The organism is Psychromonas arctica, assembly GCF_036697365.1.
Taxonomy (GTDB): domain Bacteria; phylum Pseudomonadota; class Gammaproteobacteria; order Enterobacterales; family Psychromonadaceae; genus Psychromonas; species Psychromonas arctica_A.
On record NZ_JBAHZA010000019.1, the window covers coordinates 23,842 to 44,691 of the forward strand.

Here is a 20,850-nt window from a genome sequence, read left to right on the forward strand (position 1 = left end):
ACTCAAGGCGTAATTTAAGTTAAATAGATCAGTTAATTAGTGTGATTGGTATTATTGTTATTTTGATTATTTCAGAGGTCTAGTGAATTTATATGAATAATGCCATCAATAAGATTAATGTCAGTATACCTTCGGCTAACGAATCAGCCGTATCCACTGCCAGCGAGTATGGCTATAAAAAGGCTAAAAAGAAATTACTTCCTTCTTTTGGATTGTCTATTTTTGCCGGAATCTTTATCGCTATTGCTTTTGTTTTTTACATTACTGTTACCACCGGCGCAACCGGGTCTTGGGGGATCACGAAATTTGCAGGTGGTTTTGCTTTTAGCTTAGGTTTAATTTTAGTCGTAGTGTGTGGAGCGGAGCTCTTTACTAGTACAGTGCTGAGCAGTGTAGCTTGGGCGCAAAAACAGATCACACTTAAACAACTTATTAGCTGTTGGTTACGAGTTTATATAGGAAACTTTGTGGGTGCGATGGTCATGTTATTATTAATCGTTGCTGCAAAAATGCATTTACAGGATGGTGGTCAATGGGGTATCAACGCGCTTAACATTGCCCAACATAAACTTCATCATACTTGGATACAAGCATTCTCTTTGGGAATTTTATGTAACTTACTAGTATGTTTAGGCGTGTGGATGACGTTCATGACCAAGGATATTTTAACTAAAGCAATATTGCTAATTTTGCCTGTTACTATGTTTGTAAGCAGCGGATTTGAGCACAGCATCGCTAATTTATTTATGGTGCCATTAGGTATTACCTTACAACATGTATTCCCTACAGAACTACTAATAGAATTGGGCTACACTGCAAATAGTTTTGCAGACCTCACTATTAGCCACTTTATAATAAATAATCTAATACCTGTCACTTTAGGTAATATCGTAGGTGGCGCTGCAATAGTAGGGCTGGGGCATTTGTTTATTGAAAGGACAGCTAAATAAAGCTTAACGATGGAAATTAATCACTAAAAAAGGCTGCTTCACGCAGCCTTTTAAGTTTCATCAATGAAGATATATTATTGGTAATTAAAGAGCTTGTAACTGCTCTTCTGACAAAGAAATATCATCATTTTTATTTACACCAACACCTGCATCAATAATTGCTTGTGCAATCTGTTTTGCTTCTTCAAGTGAATGCATTGCATACGTACCGCATTGGTATTCATTTAATTCAGGAATTTCGTTTTGATCTGCAACGTTTAAAACGTCTTGCATTGCTGCTAACCAAGCTTTACCTACTTGATCTTCTGTCGGCGCACCGATTAAGCTCATGTAAAAACCAGTACGACATCCCATTGGAGAAATATCAATGATCTCGACGTTGTCACTATTTAAGTGATCACGCATAAATCCTGCGTAAAGGTGCTCAAGAGTATGAATCCCTTTTTCTGATAGAATATCCTTATTAGGAGCGGTAAAGCGAAGGTCAAAGACTGTAATAGTATCTTTGCTTGGCGTTTGCATTGTTTTAGCAATACGCACAGCGGGTGCTTTCATGATCGTATGATCAACGGTAAAGCTATCTAATAATGGCATGGTCTTTCCTTTTTACTAAGTGACGTGTTGTTTTTAATTTAATAAATTAATTTGAGCTTGTTATGCGAAAAATATGCGCCATAACCAGCTAGAATCTAAATTTTCTTGGCAACCTTTTAACTGAGTTGCATAACGCTTGGAACGTGAATCAACTTTTTTCGATACATTAATTAACCAAGCTTTTTGGTTATAAGTCTTTTTCTTATAGCCAGTCCAGCCTTCATGATAATTCAAATACTGGTTATATGCATCCCACTTTGAAACACCATTAATTTTATGAGTTTTATTGGTGTACCATCCCATAAAATCAATGGCATCGCTAAAGTCATCACGAGATGACCAGGAATTACCTGATTCTCTTTGGTAATCACCCCAAGCTGCATCACGAGCCTGAGCATAGCCATAGGCATCACTGACTCGGCCTATTGGGATAAACCAAAAATATTCCATTGGTGGAGCCGCATCATGTCTAAAACTGCTTTCTTGATACATCATCGCCATTGGTACATGAATAGGTGTTCCCCACCGTTCATTCATATCTTTAGAAGCAGAATACCAATCACGATATTCAAAGAAAATATCACAAATATTTTCTGGGTTTTGCGGAGGTGCACTGGAACAAGCCACTAAAGATAAAGGCAAAAGTAAAAGACTTAATTTTTTAACTAAATACATTTCTTTTGCCTCCTATTTTAATCAGACCATAATTCAAAACATTGAAATAACTGATTACTTTAGCTTATTCCATAATGAGATGAGTATTATCGATATCATAATTCATTAACTACTGTTTATTAGCATTCTCAAAGTAATCAGCTAAAAAGTCAGGAAAAGTTAATGTATCAGCATCTTCAATCTGTTTTTGCTTAACAATAGACTGTTGCTTTTGTTCTGCAAACTCTTGTTCAGACCAAAGAACATAAGATTGCTCAGTTAATTCAGCTTTATACTGTTTACTTAACTGTAACGCTAACGAACCATTATCACCTTGTGTCTGCTTAATGCGCTCTAAAATACGTGCAGAGCTAGTATTTTCAGGATGGCTGAAACGAGGGCTAATATGCTTCATTGCATTTTGGTAGCAATCATCATCGTTATTTTTATCTAATAAAATAGCCATTTCTGTTAACTGTGAATTCAACCACTCACCCCAACCTGCTATATCGTATGTTTGCTCTGCAATTTTCAACGTTAGCTCAGGATCTCGGCCTCGAGTTACCACTTCATTGAAGTTGCTTGCACAGGCTTTATATTCTTCTTGAGACAATTCAGGTGAATCAATACTTGCACACCAAGTTAAGAATAAATCTAAAAAGTGCACCTGCTCTTTAGTAATACCTAATTTACAAAATGGATTGACATCCAATGAACGAATTTCAATATACTCGATACCACGTGCTTTTAAAGCTTGAGAAGGTGTTTCATTAGCCTTTTGTACTCGTTTCGCACGTATAGAGGCGTATAGTTCATTTTCAATTTGCAGTACATTATCATTAAGTTGTAAGTACTCACCATCTTTAACAACTCCCATTTCAGTAAAGCTAGGGTCTTTCATTGATAGGGCTTTGCGTACACTACTTAAATAATCATCTAAATTGTTATAACAAATATTTAAGCCAGACTGAGAACTGTTGGTATAACCTAGGTCACTCAGGCGCAACGATGTTCCATACGGTAAATAAATCGTGCCTTTACCTGTATTTTCAAAAGATAACTTTGTCTCTTTACCTTGCAGAAAGGATTTACATATCGCAGGTGAAGCACCGAATAAATAAGGGATCACCCAACCATAACGTAAATAGTTACGAATCAGTCCCATATAACCTGCTGATTGCGCTTCTTGGCCTGTTAATGGAGAATTATGAAGTTCTGCCCATACATCCCAGAAACCTTGAGGTAATGAAAAGTTATAATGCACACCTGAAATAATTTGCATCATACTGCCGTAACGGTTTTTTAAACCTTCTCGATAAGTTGTTTTCATCTTACCGATATTAGAAGTACCAAATTGCGCTAGCTCAACATGATCTTCAGTTTGCACATAACAAGGCATACTCATTGGCCAAAGATACTGTTCACTTGGCAAATTTACAGCGACATGATGATGAATATCATTTAAGTAATCGAATAGCTGATCCACCCCTTTTGCAACAGGAGTAATAAATTCTAGTAAGCTTTCTGCAAAGTCAGTGGTGATTGAGTCATGAGTAAGTGCACAACCATAAGCGTTGGGATGCTTCTCCTGAGATAACTTTCCGTCTGCATTAACACGTAATGTTTCGCGCTCAATACCGCGACCAAATTCAGTGAGACTTGTAGAGTATTTGCTGAGGATAGTGATACGCTGTTGAAAATTGTTAGCCAAAAGTAAGCCCCTGAGTAATTTTTAGAGCGCTAACTTTACCACCGAACTTCATTGAACTAAATAAGGATTTTCTGAATCCTTCCAGTAAACGACAAAACTTGAACATTTGTTCTAATAACTAGGTTATTTCACGCTTATTTTAACGTTGTATTTAGACAAAGCCGTTACTTTAATAGTTAGTAGATAAACAACCACATCAAAAACAAGTAACGTACGCTTTTACTCAATACGATATTAAAGAAGGCGGTTGTACGGGGTAACTTTAACCAGCCTGCAAATAAGCAAATTACATCACCAATAACCGGTAACCAACTCAATAACAAAGCGATATTTCCCCACTTTTTACAAAACGCTAAAGTTTTAGGGTATTTTAAAGCCGCTTTATCTTGACCAAAGGAAAAGTAATAGCCTAATAAATAAGTGGTGATTGCCCCTAAGCTATTACCAAATGTAACTGCTAAGAAATATCCCCATTTTAAATTCAACGCTTGTTTTAAGTAGTAAATGAACAAGACTTCTGAACCACCAGGGAATAATGTCGAAGAGATAAAGCCACTGCTAAATAACAGCCAATAATCACTCATGACCTTAAGCACTCCAATTGATTAGGCACAAAAAAGGCCACTATAATGAAGTGGCCTTAGAAATTAAACTATATTAAACGAGTAGGTTAACCAACAATTGCTAACAACACACCTGCAGCAACAGCACTACCAAGTACGCCGGCAACATTTGGTCCCATGGCATGCATTAATAGGAAGTTATGAGGGTTAGCTTCTAACCCTACTTTATTCGCTACACGTGCTGCCATTGGCACTGCAGAAACACCGGCAGCACCAATTAGAGGGTTAATTGGACTTTTCGAGAAACGCCCCATCCCTTTTGCCATTAATACGCCTGATGCCGTACCAATTGAGAAGGCTACTGCTCCCAAGCCTAAAATACCTAAGGTTTCTAAGTTTAAGAACTTATCAGCAGACAATTTAGAACCAACACCTAAACCTAAGAAAATAGTCACGATATTGATCAGCTCGTTTTGTGCTGTAGAGCTTAAACGATCCACTACACCAGATTCACGCATTAAGTTACCTAAGCAGAACATACCCACTAGAGGTGTCGCTGCTGGTAAAAATAGAATAGTCATAAATAATACGGCCAATGGGAAAATAATTTTTTCCTTTTTGCTCACTGGTCGTAACTGTTCCATTTTGATTTGACGCTCTTCTGGCGTTGTTAAAGCGCGCATAATAGGCGGTTGGATAATAGGAACCAAAGCCATATATGAGTAGGCAGCAACAGCAATCGCACCGAGTAAGTCAGGAGCCAACTTAGACGCTAAGAAAATAGCTGTTGGTCCATCAGCACCACCAATAATAGCAATCGCAGAAGCATCCGCTAAGCTAAATTCAAACCCAGGTACTAGGTTTAGTAAAATTGCACCAAATAAAGTAGCAAAAATACCAAACTGTGCAGCAGCACCTAAGAATAAGGTCTTAGGATTAGCAATTAGCGCCCCAAAGTCCGTTAACGCTCCTACTCCCATAAAGATGATTAATGGGAAAATTCCTGTTTCAATCCCAATATGGTAGATGTAATAAAGCATTCCACCTTCATCATTAAATCCAGCATTAGGAATATTTGCTAAAATAGCACCAAACCCAATAGGTAATAGTAATAAAGGCTCAAATTTACGGACAATGGCTAGGTATAATAATAAAGCCCCAACTGCCATCATCACTAATTCAGGCCACTGGAAATTTGCAATCCCAGTATCAGCCCATAGTGTCATTAATCCATTCACGTTATCTTCCTTAACCTATTGAGAACAATGATTCGCCAACAGTAACCGCATCACCTTCACGGGTGTTGACTGCTTGTACTGTGCCTGACTTAGGTGAACGTATCTCAGTTTCCATTTTCATCGCTTCCATGATTAATAAAACGTCACCTTCATTAACTTGATCACCAACCTTCGATAATACTTTGAAAATATTACCAGCCAAAGGTGCTGGCACATCTTCACCTTCACCGGTCGCAGCAACTGGAGCTGCAGGAGGTGTACCTGATGTTGTTGCTTGCAGTGCAGTACCACTCGCTTTAACTGGCGCAATACCATCAATGCTTCCCTCTGGTCCCACTTGTACAGTATATAATTGGCCATCAACGGAAACAGAGTAAGACTCTGGATCTTTATTAGTTGATGCGACAACCATGTCATCGGCACTTGGTACAGGCTCAAAAGCATCTGGGTTATTACGGTTCTCTAAGAACTTTAAACCGATCTCAGGAAATAGTGCATAAATCAGTGCATCATCTATTTCATTTTCAGCAACTTTAATGCCTTTCTCTGCAGCTAACTTTTTGAACTCAGCTTCAATAGAAGCCATTTCAGGCGCAATATTATCAGCAGGACGACAAGTAATAGCACTTGCTCCATCCAGAACTTTCGCTTGTAACTCTGTATTAACAGCAGCAGGTGTCGATCCATATTCACCCTTCAATACACCAGCGGTTTCTTTAGTGATGTTTTTGTAACGCTCACCCATTAATACATTAATAACCGACTGCGTACCTACAATTTGCGACGTTGGAGTCACTAGCGGAATAAAGCCTAGATCTTCACGAACACGTGGGATCTCTTTTAACACTTCATCCATTTTATCACCAGCACCTTGCTGCTTAAGCTGGCTTTCCATGTTAGTTAGCATGCCACCCGGTACTTGTGCTAATAAAATACGAGGATCTACGCCTTTTAATTCGCCTTCAAATTTAACGTACTTTTTACGAACTTCACGGAAGTAAGAAGAGATATCTTCCAATTGATGTAAATCTAAGCCGGTATCACGTGCAGTCCCTTCCACAATAGAAACTAATGTTTCTGTTGGCGAATGACCGTAAGTCATACTCATTGATGAGATAGCCGTATCGATAATATCAACGCCTGAATCAATCGCTTTTTGTTGAGTTGCAACACTTAAACCGGTCGTAGCATGACAATGCAACGCTAATGGAATATCAGTGCATGCTTTAATTTTTGTTACTAGTTCTTCTGCAACATAAGGCTTTAATAGACCAGCCATATCTTTAATACAGATAGAGTGAGCCCCCATATCCTCAAGGCGCTTTGCCATGTCTACCCAACCATCGATAGTGTGTACAGGACTAGTAGTGTAAGACAGGGTACCTTGCGCATGAGCACCAACTTCGATTGCTGATTTAATCGCCGTATCAAAGTTACGAAGATCGTTCATCGCATCAAAGATACGGAATACGTCTACGCCATTAGTATGTGCACGCTCAACAAATTTTTGCACAACATCATCAGCATAGTGACGGTAACCTAATAGGTTTTGTGCTCTTAATAGCATTTGTTGTGGTGTATTAGGCATCGCAGCTTTGAGTGCGCGAATACGATCCCATGGATCTTCACCTAAATAACGAATACATGAATCAAAAGTAGCCCCGCCCCACGTCTCTAAAGACCAGTAGCCTACTTTATCTAGTTTCTCTGCAATGGGTAGCATATCGTCAATGCGCATGCGTGTTGCAAATAATGATTGGTGTGCATCACGTAACACAACTTCTGTGATTGCTAGAGGCTTAGACATATTCACTTGCTCCTTTATTAATTTTTTGTCCATTATGCTGATTGTGCTTTACGGTATTGTTGCACTGCCGAAGTAATAGCAGCAATAACTTGCGGGTTAACCTGAGTGTCACTTGCTGAAGGAACAGCAGGTGTTTTTCTTTGCGGAGTTGCAACAGGTTTATCTGCAGGGATGTATTTCGCCATTAACGTAATACAAATAAATAATAACCCTAAAAACAAATAAACAAATGCCATACCAAGACCCAGTAACATTAAAGCCGTAACTAAAGAGCCTGAAATATCCATAGACGTATCCTTATCCTTTTGTAAATATCCAACTTAACCACTAACAAAACACAAAAGTGAATATTTATTCAAATAATGCATATTTTATGCTGTGGTAAAGTGGACTTTGAATACCTGCCAGAATGCATTTCATTTTAAAAATAATGATTCAATAATAAGCTATTCAATGAAATTAACTTATTAATATATATCAAGATTAATAAAATATTATCTAGCAGCGATTTATTGTACTGGTTTGACCTTTAAAATGAAAGCGAGCGAAGTTGACCGACTAAGCAGAGTTGAGATTTAAAATTCACTATTTAATGTTATTCCTATCAAATTTATGTAACTAACTTACTATATAAAACATGACTTAATTTGCAATCAAACTAAATAAACATGCAGTCATGCCAAATAAAAAAGAGGTAGAAAGATACACACAACAAAGAATACAAAAATGTTATTAAAAAACATGAAAAAGTATAAGGAATGTAAATAAGCAGAGTGAGTTTAATAAAAAACAGTAAGATGAATTATAATTCACAATAATTGAATAAATATAGTCAGATATAATAAATATATAAAGAAATGGTGCGGGTGAAGGGATTCGAACCCCTGACCGCCTGGTTCGTAGCCAGGTACTCTATCCAGCTGAGCTACACCCGCATTGGTGTTTAATATTATTGGGAATAATATTAATAAAGCTCTAAAAACAAAAAAACTTACCAAAGGTAAGCCTCTAAAGAATGGTGCGGGTGAAGGGATTCGAACCCCTGACCGCCTGGTTCGTAGCCAGGTACTCTATCCAGCTGAGCTACACCCGCCGCGATATTCTTTTGTTTTTATTCAATTCTTAAGCTCACCGTATTTTCGTGCAAATAAAAATATGGTGCGGGTGAAGGGATTCGAACCCCTGACCGCCTGGTTCGTAGCCAGGTACTCTATCCAGCTGAGCTACACCCGCTTTAAGAATCTACAAGAATGGCGGTGGAGGAGGGATTCGAACCCTCGAACAGGCTATAAACCCGTTACTCCCTTAGCAGGGGAGCGCCTTCGGCCACTCGGCCACCCCACCGTCGTCTTGTTGGCGCACATATTACTGTCTTATGAAAACAAGTCAAACTTTTTTTAAAGAAAAAGTTTCGCTTGCTTGCTAATTAAACAAACTGCTTGTTTTTTACGTTAAATGAGGGATTTTAAAGCACTATAAAAGTAAGTTTTATAGTGCTTTCATCGCAAGGCAATTGAGACTTCCCGAGAAAGATTATATCGAAAAGTAGTTAACTGATAAAAAAGGAGTAATTATTAAGGAAATGGCAAAAGAGATCAGAGAGCGCTTACATTTATGCTTTAGACTTCTGTTTAATAATCCCAGTACTGCAAAATAAAAAGCTAAAACTACAGCAAGCTGGAATAACCATTAGAACAAATTTGATATTTGGGCCGCGGACTTTAGTCTGTGAGCCATCGCATACTGCTATTTAACTGCATTACCCCAAGCAAAAACCAAAACATTGCAGGCTAAAGCCAGCGCCCCTTAAAAGATGTGTCGTGACTTCCATAAATATCGATGAAGCACAAAGCCAAAACACTGCAGGCTAAAGCCAGCGCCCCTGAAAAGAAATATCGTAACTTCCATAAATATCAATAAAGCACAAAGCCAAAACACTACAGATCAAACCAACGCCCCTGAAAAGATGTGTCGTGACTTTCATAAATATAGATAAAACATTAAATCGAAATATCTTTCGTATTATCCATTAACAAACGCAAATAAGCTGCGTTAGCTATTTGACGAAGTCTAATATTAGGTGCGCTGACTTTAGTCTGCCTGTATGCGAGTCATCGCATACTGCTATTAGTTGCTTTAGAATTAACGAAGTAGCAAAGAGTTATAGGTTCAAAATACTTAAAAATATAAAAAGCAAAATACTGCAGGCTAAAGCCAGACTGCGAGTCATCGCAAACAGCTATTAGTTGCTTTGGAATTAACGAAGCAGCAAAGATTTATAGGGTCAAAATACTTAAAAACACATAAAAACCAAAACACTGCAAGCTAGAGCTAGTATGCGAGTCATCGCATATGGATATTAGTTACTTTGGAATTAGCGAAGCGGCAAAGATTTACAGGATAAAAATACTAAAACCACACACAAAAACCAAAATACTGCAGGCTAAAGCCAGCGCCCCTGAAAAGATGTGTCGTGACTTTCATAAATATCGATAAAACATTAAATCGAAAGTCTTTCGTGCTATCCATTAACAAACGCAAATAAGCTGCGTTAGCTATTAGACGAAGTCTAATATTAGGGGCGCTGACTTTAGTCTGCCTGTATGCGAGTCATCGCATACTGATATTAGTTGCTTTGGACTCAACGAAGCGGCAAAGGTTTACAGGATCAAAATACTTAAAAATATACAAAACCAAAACACTGCAGGCTAAAGCTAGTATGCGAGTCATCGCATGCTGCTATTAGTTGCTTTGGAATTAACGAAGCAGCAAAGATTTACAGGATAAAAATACTAAAACCACACACAAAAACCAAAACACTGCAGGCTAAAGCCAGCGCCCCTGAAAAGATGTGTCGTAATTCCCATAAATATCGATAAAGCACAAAGCCAAAACACTGCAGGCTAAAGCCAACGCCCCTTAAAATATTTCGTAAATTACAGTGTTATTCACCAACTTAGTTAATCACAAAAAAACAACAGACATAAAAAAAGAGCTAATTAGCTCTTCTTTTCAACATTTTGTTTATTACTGTTGATAGTGGTTTTTAGCCACTATACAAAGAATAACAACAAACTAGTTAATAACTTAACTAGTGGTTGCGTTCTTTTCAGCTTGAATACGCATGTAGATCTCTTCACGATGTACAGATACATCTTTTGGCGCATTAACACCAACACGTACTTGATTACCTTTAACACCTAATACTGTTACAGTTACGTTGTCACCAATCATAAGCGTTTCGCCTACACGGCGTGTCAAAATTAGCATATTTAAGCTCCTAAATTATTCTGTTGAATATAATGATTATATTAGTATGACTCATAACACAGTAAAATTACTATTTATATTTACTGTGTTATCGCATATTTTATTTTTCTTGCTTTGGCTCAGTCTCAAGCTCAAATGCTTTATGTAAAGCACGTACAGCTAATTCTAAATATTTACCATCTACTAATACTGAGATTTTGATTTCAGAAGTAGCAATTTGATGCATGTTAATACCTTCTGCACCTAATGTTTCAAACATTTTTTGTGCAACACCAGGATGATTCCACATACCTACACCAACGATAGACACTTTGGCTATTTCGTTATTACCTTGCACTGAATCAGCCTTTAAGTCAGCACAAACAACATTCAATAGCTTAGTTGCTTCTGCGTAATCATCACGGTGTACTGTGAACGTAAAATCAGTTTTACCGTCACCTAATGTATTTTGCACAATCATATCGATATCGATATTAGCAGCACCAATAGGTGAAAGAATTTGAGCAGCAATGGTTGGTTGATCAGGCACGCCAGATAAAGTTAAACGAGCTTCATCACGGTTGAATGCGATCCCAGAGATAACAGGAGATTCCATTTTATTTTCCTCATAACTAATTAACGTACCACCACCATCTTTAAAACTAGAAAGTACACGTAGTGGCACGTTGTATTTTCCTGCAAATTCTACAGAGCGAATCTGTAAGACCTTAGCGCCTAGGCTAGCCATTTCTAACATCTCTTCGAAAGTGATGCTATCAAGGCGACGTGCATTTGGCTCAACACGAGGGTCAGTTGTATATACTCCATCAACATCTGTATAGATCTGACATTCATCGGCTTTTAATGCAGCAGCGATAGCCACAGCAGAAGTATCACTACCACCACGACCTAACGTTGTGATGTTATTTTCTTCACTACGGCCTTGGAAACCAGCAACAACAACCACTTTACCCGCTTTTAAATACTTCTGAAGGTTTTCAGTTTCAACATTTAAAATACGTGCTTTAGAGTGGCTAGAATCCGTTTTCATGCGAATTTGGTCACCTGTCATGGACACAGCTTCAACATCCAGGTTATGCAACGCCATTGACAATAATGCAATGGTTGTTTGCTCTCCTGTTGTTAATAACACGTCCATTTCACGTGCACTTGGCTTTTCAACAAACTCTTTAGCTAAGGCAATTAAGCGATTTGTTTCACCTGACATCGCAGATAAAACAACCACTACATCATGACCCGCTTCTCTTGTCGCCTTTACTTTGTCTGCAACCGCTTTAATACGCTCCACAGTACCTACTGAAGTACCGCCATATTTTTGAACTATCAGTGCCATCTCATTTCCTTGCTATACTCACGGGTATAGACTCTTAATTCTTACAAACGTTCGGTTAACCAAGGGTTAACTAACGCTAATGCATCTTTTAAAGCAGCTGGATTGTTTCCGCCTGCCATCGCCATATCAGGACGACCGCCACCTTTACCACCAACAGGAACAGCAACAACATTCACTAATTCACCCGCTTTCACTTTACCAATTAAGTCTTTAGTCACACCAACCACAAGGCTAACTTTGTCATCCCCTACAGTTGTTGCTAATACTACGACACCTGACTGTAACTTGTTCTTCATTTCATCAACGCTAGTACGCAATGATTTAGGGTCTACCCCTTCCATATGAGCAACAACAACTTTTACACCATTCACGTCAACGGCTTGGTCAGTTAGATTAGAGCCAGCTTCACTAGCAATTTTCGCTTTTAATTGTGCTAACTCTTTCTCTAGCGCTTTATTACGATCTAACGTGCCCATGATCTTTTCACCTAGCGTGAAAGTATCACCTTTTACTAAGTCACAAGCTTTAGAGAATTGCTCACGAAGGTTTTGTAATACACCACTCGCAGCTTCACCAACCGCTGCTTCAATACGACGAACGCCAGCCGCGGTACCCGCTTCAGATGTAATTAAAAATAAGCCCATGTCACCCGTACGTTGAGCATGTGTACCGCCACAAAGTTCAACAGAGAAGTCGCCCATTGTCACTACGCGTACCATGTCATCGTATTTTTCACCAAACAATGCCATTGCACCACTTTCTTTGGCTTGCTCAATATCCATCAATTGCGTCACAACTTCAAAGTTGTTACGAATTGCTTGGTTAACTAAGTAAGTAACTTTATTCAACGTGTCTGTAGATAAAGCTTCAAAATGCGAGAAATCAAAACGTAATTTCTCAGCATCACATAATGAACCTTTCTGCGTAACATGCTCACCTAAGGTTTCACGTAATGCAGCGTGTAATAGGTGCGTTGCCGAGTGATGTAAGGCAATTGCTTTACGACGGTCTGCTTCTACTTGCGCTTGTACTGTATCACCAATCGTTAATGTACCTGCGCTCAAGTAACCAATATGCAGGAATGCATCACCTGATTTTTTAGTATCAGTAACTACAAATTTTACTTCGCCGAATGTTAACACACCCGCATCACCTACTTGACCACCAGACTCAGCATAAAAAGGTGTCTGTGATAAGATAACTTGTGCGTTATCACCTTCAGCTAAGGTTTGTACAAACTCACCTTGTTTAATTAACGAAGCCACAGTGCCTTCAGCTTCTAATGTTTGGTAACCAAGAAACTTAGTTTTATCTTCAACTTTTAAAACATCGTTGTAATCTTTACCAAAGTTGTTAGCTTGTTGAGCACGCGTACGTTGCTCAGTCATTGCTGCATCAAAACCATCTTGGTCGATAGTTAATTCACGTTCACGTGCGATATCAGCAGTTAAATCAGCAGGGAAACCGTAAGTATCGTAAAGTTTGAAAACAATATCACCCGGGATAACTGAGCCTGTTAACGCCTCTAATTCGTTATCTAAGATTTGTAAACCACGCTCTAAGGTTTTACCGAATTGCTCTTCTTCTAAACGTAAGATCTTTTCTACAAATTCACGTTGTTTTTCTAGCTCTGGGTAAGCATCACCCATTTGATTAATCAGCTCTTCGTACACTTTATAGAAGAAGACGCCTTGTGCGCCTAGCTTATGTCCATGACGAACGGCACGACGAATAATACGACGCAACACATAGCCACGACCTTCGTTAGATGGCATAACACCATCGCAGATTAAGAAACCACATGAACGAATATGATCGGCAACTACACGTAAAGACTTATCTTCAAGATCTTGTGCACCAGTAACTTCGGCTACTTTTTTGATCAAGCCTTGGAAAAGGTCGATATCGTAATTTGAATGGCCGTTTTGAATGATCGCAGAAATACGTTCTAATCCCATTCCGGTATCAATCGATGGGTTTGGTAAATCTTCCATCGTTCCATCTGCGCTTCGGTTAAATTGCATGAATACAATGTTCCAAATCTCGATAAAGCGATCGCCATCTTCTTCAGGAGTGCCTGGAGGACCACCCCAAATATGCTCACCATGATCATAGAAAATCTCAGAGCAAGGGCCGCATGGCCCTGTGTCACCCATTGACCAGAAGTTATCTGACTCAAATTTTTTCTCAGGCGATTTATCACCGATACGAATAATTTTATCTTCTGGTACGCCGATTTTATCAGCCCACAATGAAAATGCTTCATCGTCACTTTCGTAAACTGTTACTAACAGTTTTTCTTTTGGAATGTTCAACTCTTCTGTTAAGTATTCCCACGAGAATGCAATAGCTTGCTCTTTGAAGTAATCACCAAAGCTAAAGTTACCTAACATTTCAAAGAAAGTATGGTGACGCGCAGTGTAACCCACGTTATCTAAATCGTTATGTTTACCACCAGCACGTACACAGCGTTGGCTTGAAGTAGCACGCGTGTAAGATCTTGTTTCAGAACCTAAAAAAGTATCCTTAAATTGGTTCATCCCTGCATTTGTAAATAGCAGTGTCGGGTCATTATCAGGAACAAGTGAACTGCTGCTCACTGTCTGATGCCCTTTTTTACCAAAGAAGTCCATGAATCCTTGGCGAATATCAGATGTCGATTTAGTCATGATATATTCCGTGTAAAAGTGTCGATTTAGGCTTTCTTAAAACAAGGAGGATTTAAGCCCTAAACAGATCAAAAATAAATGGAGGCTAATATATCACGCCACTCGGTGCGGCGAAAGTAGCTATAAATGCAGAGATAGCAATAATTTTTTAATCAACAAGGTGTTTTTAAATAAATGATAAAATGGCTAAGGGGATTAACCTATTACAAGAAGACTGTAAGTTTGCATAAACTTAACACTTAAACGGTATGATAAAGAGCAATACAAGAACAACCTAACCACTAAAATTTAAGGTTAGGTTCTTGATTAATTTACTCTTACTCAGCGACTAATGTCTCTACTCGATATTGTCCTTGTCCATCAATACCTAAAGTTTCAGCGAGGAAAGGCAAACTGTGCTGCATCTCTTTCAAAAGCGTCCAAGGGGGATTAATTACAATCATGCCACTCGCCGTCATACCATGCTCTTCAGAATCAGCTTCAATGGCTAATTCGAATAATTGAATATTTTTAATGCCCGATGCTTTTAGTGCACGTTCCATCTTATTAATAACAGTCCGTTTTACCACTGGATACCACAACGCATAAGTGCCGGTAGCAAAACGACGGTGCGCGGCAATTAAACTTTCAACAACTTCTTCATACTCTGTTTTAATTTCATATGAAGGATCAATCAATACTAAGCCACGGCGCTCTTTTGGTGGCATATTAGCAACTAAACCTTGTAAACCATCAGTATTAGCCATTTTTATACGACGGTCGCCTGAGAAGTTACCTCGCATATTAGTAAACTCATTAGGGTGTAGCTCAAACAAGAACATACGGTCATCATCACGGCGCATTTGGTTACAGATCATTGGCGATCCTGGGTATGAATTTAATTTATCCACACCATTAAATGTACTCACTTGCTCTAAATAGCGAGACACAGGTACAGGTAGATTTTGTTTCCCCCATAACTTAGCAATCCCATCTTTAAACTCACCGGTTTTTAATGATTGCTCTGAGTCTAATTGATAAGCGCCACAACCAGAGTGGGTATCCAGATAACAAAATGGCTTATCTTTTTGTAATAGATAATCAAGGATAGAAACCATTACAGTATGTTTTAACACATCTGCATAATTCCCTGCATGGTATGAATGACGGTAACTGAGCACAAAAAACTCCAAAATAGATAAAATAACCCAACTAGTATAAATAGTTTGCCTAGTGAATGCGCTAAAAACCTGTGTTGAAAATAAATAAACATAATCCATCGCTAAACACCTTAATTAGGATGCTCGTTTAGGCCATTAAATTTGTTTAAAGCAAAATCTGTACATAAATTTAATATGCCTTGCTTCGGCTATATTTTATCGGCTCGCTTTTTATATTTTTCTGTTTAGATTGCTCACACTAGATAGCTCAAGCTCTATAGCTAAGTTTTATGGTCCACTTCATCTTTTAGATAAATTTTCGGTAGTATTACAGGGGCTTTTTCCTATAAACTAGTCAACAGTAGTGGCTTGTTTTTTATGCTTAGCAGAATTAATACTAAATATAGTTTTTATTTTCTCTCGGCATCTACAACCGCAGTAAACTGACTATTTTTGCTTTTAAAGTATATTTATAGAACAAATAACCTCTGACTTAAATCATCGTCCTTTTCGAACTGTCGAATCAGCGTAATGTCAGAAAATAAGTTGTTAATAGTCAGGTCAATGCACAGGTTTTTGAACAGCAATAAGCACAACAAATTTTAGCGCGTCATGATGTTTATGGAGCGCTGGCAATATTTTAAGTAAAGTCGAAATAGCGGAGCAAAAACATGTTTAACCGTAGTGTAAACAAAGTAGTCCTAGTGGGAAACCTAGGTAAAGATCCTGAAATGCGTTACACCCAAAATGGTGGCGCAGTAGCTAACTTTTCAATTGCAACCACTGAAAGTTGGAAAAACAAACAAACAGGTGAATACGAAAATAAATCAGAGTGGCACAACATTGTTGTTTTCGGAAAATTCGGCGAAATGGTAGGTCAGTACCTTAAGAAAGGTGCAAAAGTATATGTTGAAGGTAAATTACAAACCAATAAATGGCAAGGTCAAGATGGTCAAGATCGTTACAAAACAGAGATCATTGCTAACGATATTCAAATGCTAGATGCACGTAATCAAGCACCAGGACAAGGCCAACCTTATCAAGGTGGACAACAACCTGGTGGTTACTCAAATCAAGCGCCGCAACAAGCAGCACCGCAACAAGCTTGGGGTAATCAACCTCAACAGCCACCAGCACAATCGGCTCCACCACAAATGGCACCTGCGTACCAACCACAACAGGCTCCTCAACCAACGCCACCACCAGCACCTCGTCCTGCTGCTCCGGCACCGGCTGCAAAACCTGCACCAACAGCTCCAGCAAGTTTTAACGAGCCATCAATGGATTTCGATGACGATATTCCGTTCTAGGATTGAGTTATCTTTTTGAGATAATTTGTTAAATTTTAGAATATTAAAAAACCTAGCAATGCTAGGTTTTTTTATATCTTGGATTTAGTGAGTTGATTTTGAAATATTGATTTTGGGACGCAGGATTCATCCTGTTTTTTTACTTATACCGATTACATTAAATAAGTGATCTAAATTTTGCGCAGGAAAAATGACTTAGTTCAAGGCGTAAATTGAACTAAACGGTTGTTTCCTTTATGAAAGTTACAACGAAGAAATAAGTTATTTTAACAAGTAAAATAGATCAGTTAATTAGTATGATTGGTATTATAACCAATTACAGTTAAATCTCGTCTGCGCTCGTCAGATCTACTCGATTCTAGTTAGCATTGACTTCGCCCTGTCGCGACTTTACTTTCTCTCTTCCAGCAGAGAAAGCAAGCAAAGAGACTGGCACCGCTCATACTCGACATCCATGTCTCGAAATGAGCTAGCAACGTCAAAGGACACGCAGAGCTTAGTCCGCTCATAACACTATGTTGTCGCATAAATAGCTCCCGGCCTTAGCTTGCTAAAGGCTGTGATTTATTCAGAAAAACTTAACGGGGAAGTTGTCGTAGCCAAATTGAGTATCGTTCTTTATTGGCTTATTGATATTGTTAACTTCAATGAGTGGCTGTCCAACACTTTTACACTTTTTACATTACAAAACAGCCAAGCAACTCTCACAAACGTAATAGCTACCTGTTTTGCCTTTTAAAAAATAAAAAATAATTTATTACCTAAAGGAGTGACTACGGGTACAAGCGGAAATAAATAGAGTGTTAACGCGAAGCGTTATCCACATTTTATTCTGCGTTTTTGCATAGCAAGATGTGCCTGTAGTTGAGGGACTTGGTATTTTAAACTAAAGCCTGAGATTGAGCTTTCGATATAGCGTATAAATGATTGTCCAGCCATGCTTCTGATGAGCATTTTAAAGTATGAAAGTTTACATTATCCTTAAAATGATTAACCAATTCTTGCTGTCGATTACTTATTTCTTTTCCCCTTGCACCGCTATTTATATAACTTTCTCTTCCCTCTTTAATTAGAGCACTTTTTATCGAGTTTATAATTGGCTTAATTATCTGATCTTCTAATTTATGTCCAGAGATATATTGATATACCGTTGTTTCAATTAATCCACATTCATTTAACTTTGTTTCGAATTCATTAGTGCTAGCCCCTAAAGCAACTAGAACATTAGAAAATTTATTATTTAAAGCATTTAACTCATTATCAAATGAGTCCCATTCATCTTTAAAATATAAACTATAACAGTCAGCATAAATAATAATATTATAAAATTCACTATCATTTAACGGAACTTGATCAATATTCAATAAAAACAAATACTTAACAACACATGAATAGATACGCTTGGAGTAATTTTCGATAAAGTCTTTTATTCTATATTCATGGGCATTAAAGTAATGATATTGCTCTAAACAAGCATCAATAACATTGTATGAATTAGTAAAGCTTTCTTTGCTGTACCCATAAGTATGTATAATATATGGACTTTCACATATTTTTTTACACTTATCGTTTCTATCGGGTGTTAGGAAGTCAAAATCAGCATCAATAGCAAAAACAACCTCTTTGGATGCACCAGAAAGATATGGCTCAAAGCGACACTTTCCTCTAATAGGAGTTTCTTCACAATCTGGCCCAGAGGCCATGCTAAAAGTATAACGAGAAACTATTTCTTCCCCTAGGTATGTAGACCAGAAAGCCTTATCTTTTTCATTTTCAATATATATAACGCCTTGAACCTTAGAATTTAACCCATGCTTAAATTTTACATACCCTGCGATATATTTGGAATTGAAACCATAATCTAAACTTTTATTAGGCATCTTATTCCCCAGTCCACTTATCAGAAATATCAGCCATATCAACAGCTTTATCCATCCAACCATCCATCACCAGACCAGGCGAGTGAGAAACAATAATTAACTGAGATTTTGGGTTTATTCTACGAACAGATGAAATCAGCTTTTCTTGCCAACTCAAATGAAGAGATATTTCTGGCTCATCTAAAAATATTATTGAATGTTTATAGCCGGTGTTAGCTACTTTTAACAAAATAATAAGTAATTGCTTCTCTCCAGAAGATAACTCTTCAACAGATATTTCTTTTCCCATTGTTTTGACTAATAAACTACCGTCATTAGTGAAGGAAAAGTGCTTATCTTCAGGGTTAAATAATTTATTTACTTCTTTGATGAAGATATTTAGCTGGCTAAAACGGCTACTTTTTATTGTGTTGAAATCTTTCTTATACGGCAAAGTTGTATATTCTGTAGATGTTTCATTATTTAAAGAAATCATTAAGCTTTTTAGCTTAGATACTTCTTTTTTTATCATAATATCAATTTGTGAATAAGTGCTCTCACCAAATTCGGCATACTCTTCTTTCGATAACAACAGCATGTCGAAGGTCGAAATGAATTCCATAGAAATATTCTGTTTAAATAAATTAATTCCATTATCATCTTTTGAATAATCAATAAAATTACTTGAGCCTGAGATAGTACGTTTTACTTTGCCAGTACCTTCTTCATTCATATCTACATTTAAAGCTTCCAAAAGTGTTTTAAAGTCTACATCATTCTTATCTTCGGAATTCTTTCGCATCTTTTCCCTAAATTCAGGATCAGAAATTACATTTTCAAGTAGCTTTTTAAGTTTTTGATTATGGTTATTGTTAGATCCTGATGACACTGTAGTAGCCATGCCATTGTTAAGTGTGACAGTAATGCTATCAAACTTTGGAGCAACAGAATTAATGCTTCTGTCTTTTCCATCAGGTCCATCAAGCGCTAGATGCAATAATTGAAGAAGTGTACTTTTACCAGAACCATTTTTTCCAACTAAGACATTAGTGTCTGATAACTTCCAAGTAATATCATACTTGGATAATAGCTTCGTTACTTTCACTGACTCTATGAAATACGGATTTTTTTCTTTCCAGTCTTCTAATTTCATTTATATCTTCTTTAAATCTATTTAGTTGAAAATAATAAGCAAATTGATTCTAAAAATTATATCGCAAATTAAATACTTGTAAGCTGATAATATAACATCAATAAATAGTTCTGAGTATGAGTTTCCTGAGTACTATAGAGAGATAGAGCACCAAAGTGACATTAACTTTATATTTACAATGAACGTAACGGTTAAAAACCTAAATATTGAACATACTCACCAATAGGTCACGTTACAAATAAGTATCAAAGAAATTACTTAGAATAAGGGATATAACTGGTATCAAACTGTAAAATTAACGCTGATAAAATGGCTTATCCCACTCTTTACTTTACACAATTATAATTAGTGTAAACTATAACCACACCAAAAATTACTCCCCCCCCTAACAAAGGTAACTAGCACTCACCCACCCAACATCATTCTTGTATATGGGTACTACCGTTCTAGACCAAGACAATTTTAAGATTGTTGAAAAATGATCAAGAAAGCCGCTGTATAGCGGCTTTTTTATTTACAAAAGTGTCCCGTCCTGATATAGGTTGACAGTATTTTAATTAAAACGCCTGGTGTACTTCATCGGGCGTTTTATATTTTAAG

Annotated in this window: 14 protein-coding genes, 4 tRNA genes and 1 pseudogene; 2 read left to right on the forward strand and 17 right to left on the reverse strand. The window is 37.6% G+C overall.

Features of this window, described 5'->3' with window-relative positions:
* Positions 1–92 precede the first annotated feature (92 nt).
* A complete protein-coding gene (focA, locus tag V5290_RS15785) occupies positions 93–950 on the forward strand; it encodes a formate transporter FocA (RefSeq protein WP_333387962.1) in 858 nt (285 codons plus the stop codon).
* 84 nt (positions 951–1,034) lie between these two features.
* Here the strand turns inward: focA and luxS are convergent, their stop codons facing one another.
* The 15 genes from luxS to V5290_RS15860 all read right to left on the reverse strand — a co-directional run bounded on the left by luxS (position 1,035) and on the right by V5290_RS15860 (position 15,949).
* Entirely contained in the window at positions 1,035–1,544 is a 510-nt protein-coding gene (luxS, locus tag V5290_RS15790) for an S-ribosylhomocysteine lyase (RefSeq protein WP_333387965.1), read from the reverse strand.
* 60 nt (positions 1,545–1,604) lie between these two features.
* Positions 1,605–2,219: a hypothetical protein gene (locus V5290_RS15795; RefSeq protein ID WP_333387968.1), complete on the reverse strand. Its 615-nt coding sequence runs from the start codon at positions 2,217–2,219 to the stop codon at positions 1,605–1,607.
* A gap of 109 nt (positions 2,220–2,328) precedes the next feature.
* On the reverse strand, positions 2,329–3,909 hold the full coding sequence (gene gshA, locus V5290_RS15800; RefSeq protein ID WP_333387970.1) for a glutamate--cysteine ligase: 1,581 nt from the start codon (positions 3,907–3,909) through the stop codon (positions 2,329–2,331).
* A gap of 176 nt (positions 3,910–4,085) precedes the next feature.
* Positions 4,086–4,493 carry a DedA family protein gene (locus tag V5290_RS15805; protein ID WP_333387973.1) on the reverse strand — a complete coding sequence of 136 codons (408 nt, stop codon included), beginning with the start codon at positions 4,491–4,493 and terminating at the stop codon, positions 4,086–4,088.
* Positions 4,494–4,579: 86 nt separating this feature from the next.
* Entirely contained in the window at positions 4,580–5,698 is a 1,119-nt protein-coding gene (locus V5290_RS15810; protein ID WP_416351621.1) for a sodium ion-translocating decarboxylase subunit beta, read from the reverse strand.
* 22 nt (positions 5,699–5,720) lie between these two features.
* Complete coding sequence (gene oadA, locus V5290_RS15815) at positions 5,721–7,517, reverse strand: sodium-extruding oxaloacetate decarboxylase subunit alpha (RefSeq protein WP_333387979.1); 1,797 nt, start codon at positions 7,515–7,517, stop codon at positions 5,721–5,723.
* 32 nt (positions 7,518–7,549) lie between these two features.
* Entirely contained in the window at positions 7,550–7,804 is a 255-nt protein-coding gene (locus V5290_RS15820) for an OadG family transporter subunit (protein WP_333387981.1), read from the reverse strand.
* Between the two features lie 571 nt (positions 7,805–8,375).
* A tRNA-Arg gene (locus tag V5290_RS15825) sits at positions 8,376–8,452 on the reverse strand.
* Between the two features lie 81 nt (positions 8,453–8,533).
* Positions 8,534–8,610: transfer RNA gene (locus V5290_RS15830), tRNA-Arg, on the reverse strand.
* Between the two features lie 63 nt (positions 8,611–8,673).
* Positions 8,674–8,750, reverse strand: a tRNA-Arg gene (locus V5290_RS15835).
* Between the two features lie 18 nt (positions 8,751–8,768).
* Positions 8,769–8,861, reverse strand: a tRNA-Ser gene (locus V5290_RS15840).
* A 1,743-nt stretch (positions 8,862–10,604) separates the two neighbouring features.
* Positions 10,605–10,787, reverse strand: coding sequence for a carbon storage regulator CsrA (gene csrA / locus V5290_RS15845; protein ID WP_333387984.1), 183 nt, complete (start codon positions 10,785–10,787; stop codon positions 10,605–10,607).
* 100 nt (positions 10,788–10,887) lie between these two features.
* Positions 10,888–12,120, reverse strand: coding sequence for an aspartate kinase (locus V5290_RS15850; RefSeq protein ID WP_333387987.1), 1,233 nt, complete (start codon positions 12,118–12,120; stop codon positions 10,888–10,890).
* Between the two features lie 41 nt (positions 12,121–12,161).
* Complete coding sequence (gene alaS / locus V5290_RS15855; RefSeq protein WP_333387989.1) at positions 12,162–14,789, reverse strand: alanine--tRNA ligase; 2,628 nt, start codon at positions 14,787–14,789, stop codon at positions 12,162–12,164.
* Positions 14,790–15,106: 317 nt separating this feature from the next.
* The gene (locus V5290_RS15860; protein ID WP_416351622.1) at positions 15,107–15,949 is read right to left on the reverse strand and encodes a 23S rRNA (adenine(2030)-N(6))-methyltransferase RlmJ; all 843 of its coding nucleotides are present in this window, start codon (positions 15,947–15,949) and stop codon (positions 15,107–15,109) included.
* Between the two features lie 650 nt (positions 15,950–16,599).
* Here V5290_RS15860 and V5290_RS15865 point away from each other — a divergent pair.
* Positions 16,600–17,238, forward strand: a complete 639-nt coding sequence (locus V5290_RS15865; RefSeq protein WP_333387995.1) for a single-stranded DNA-binding protein — start codon at positions 16,600–16,602, stop codon at positions 17,236–17,238.
* An 881-nt stretch (positions 17,239–18,119) separates the two neighbouring features.
* Here V5290_RS15865 and V5290_RS15870 read toward each other — a convergent pair.
* Together V5290_RS15870 and V5290_RS15875 are read right to left on the reverse strand one after the other, a co-directional pair.
* Positions 18,120–19,118, reverse strand: coding sequence for a DUF4435 domain-containing protein (locus V5290_RS15870; RefSeq protein WP_333387998.1), 999 nt, complete (start codon positions 19,116–19,118; stop codon positions 18,120–18,122).
* A 1-nt stretch (position 19,119) separates the two neighbouring features.
* Positions 19,120–20,172: pseudogene (locus V5290_RS15875) on the reverse strand (AAA family ATPase); the annotation flags it as partial.
* Between the last annotated feature and the right edge of the window lie 678 nt (positions 20,173–20,850).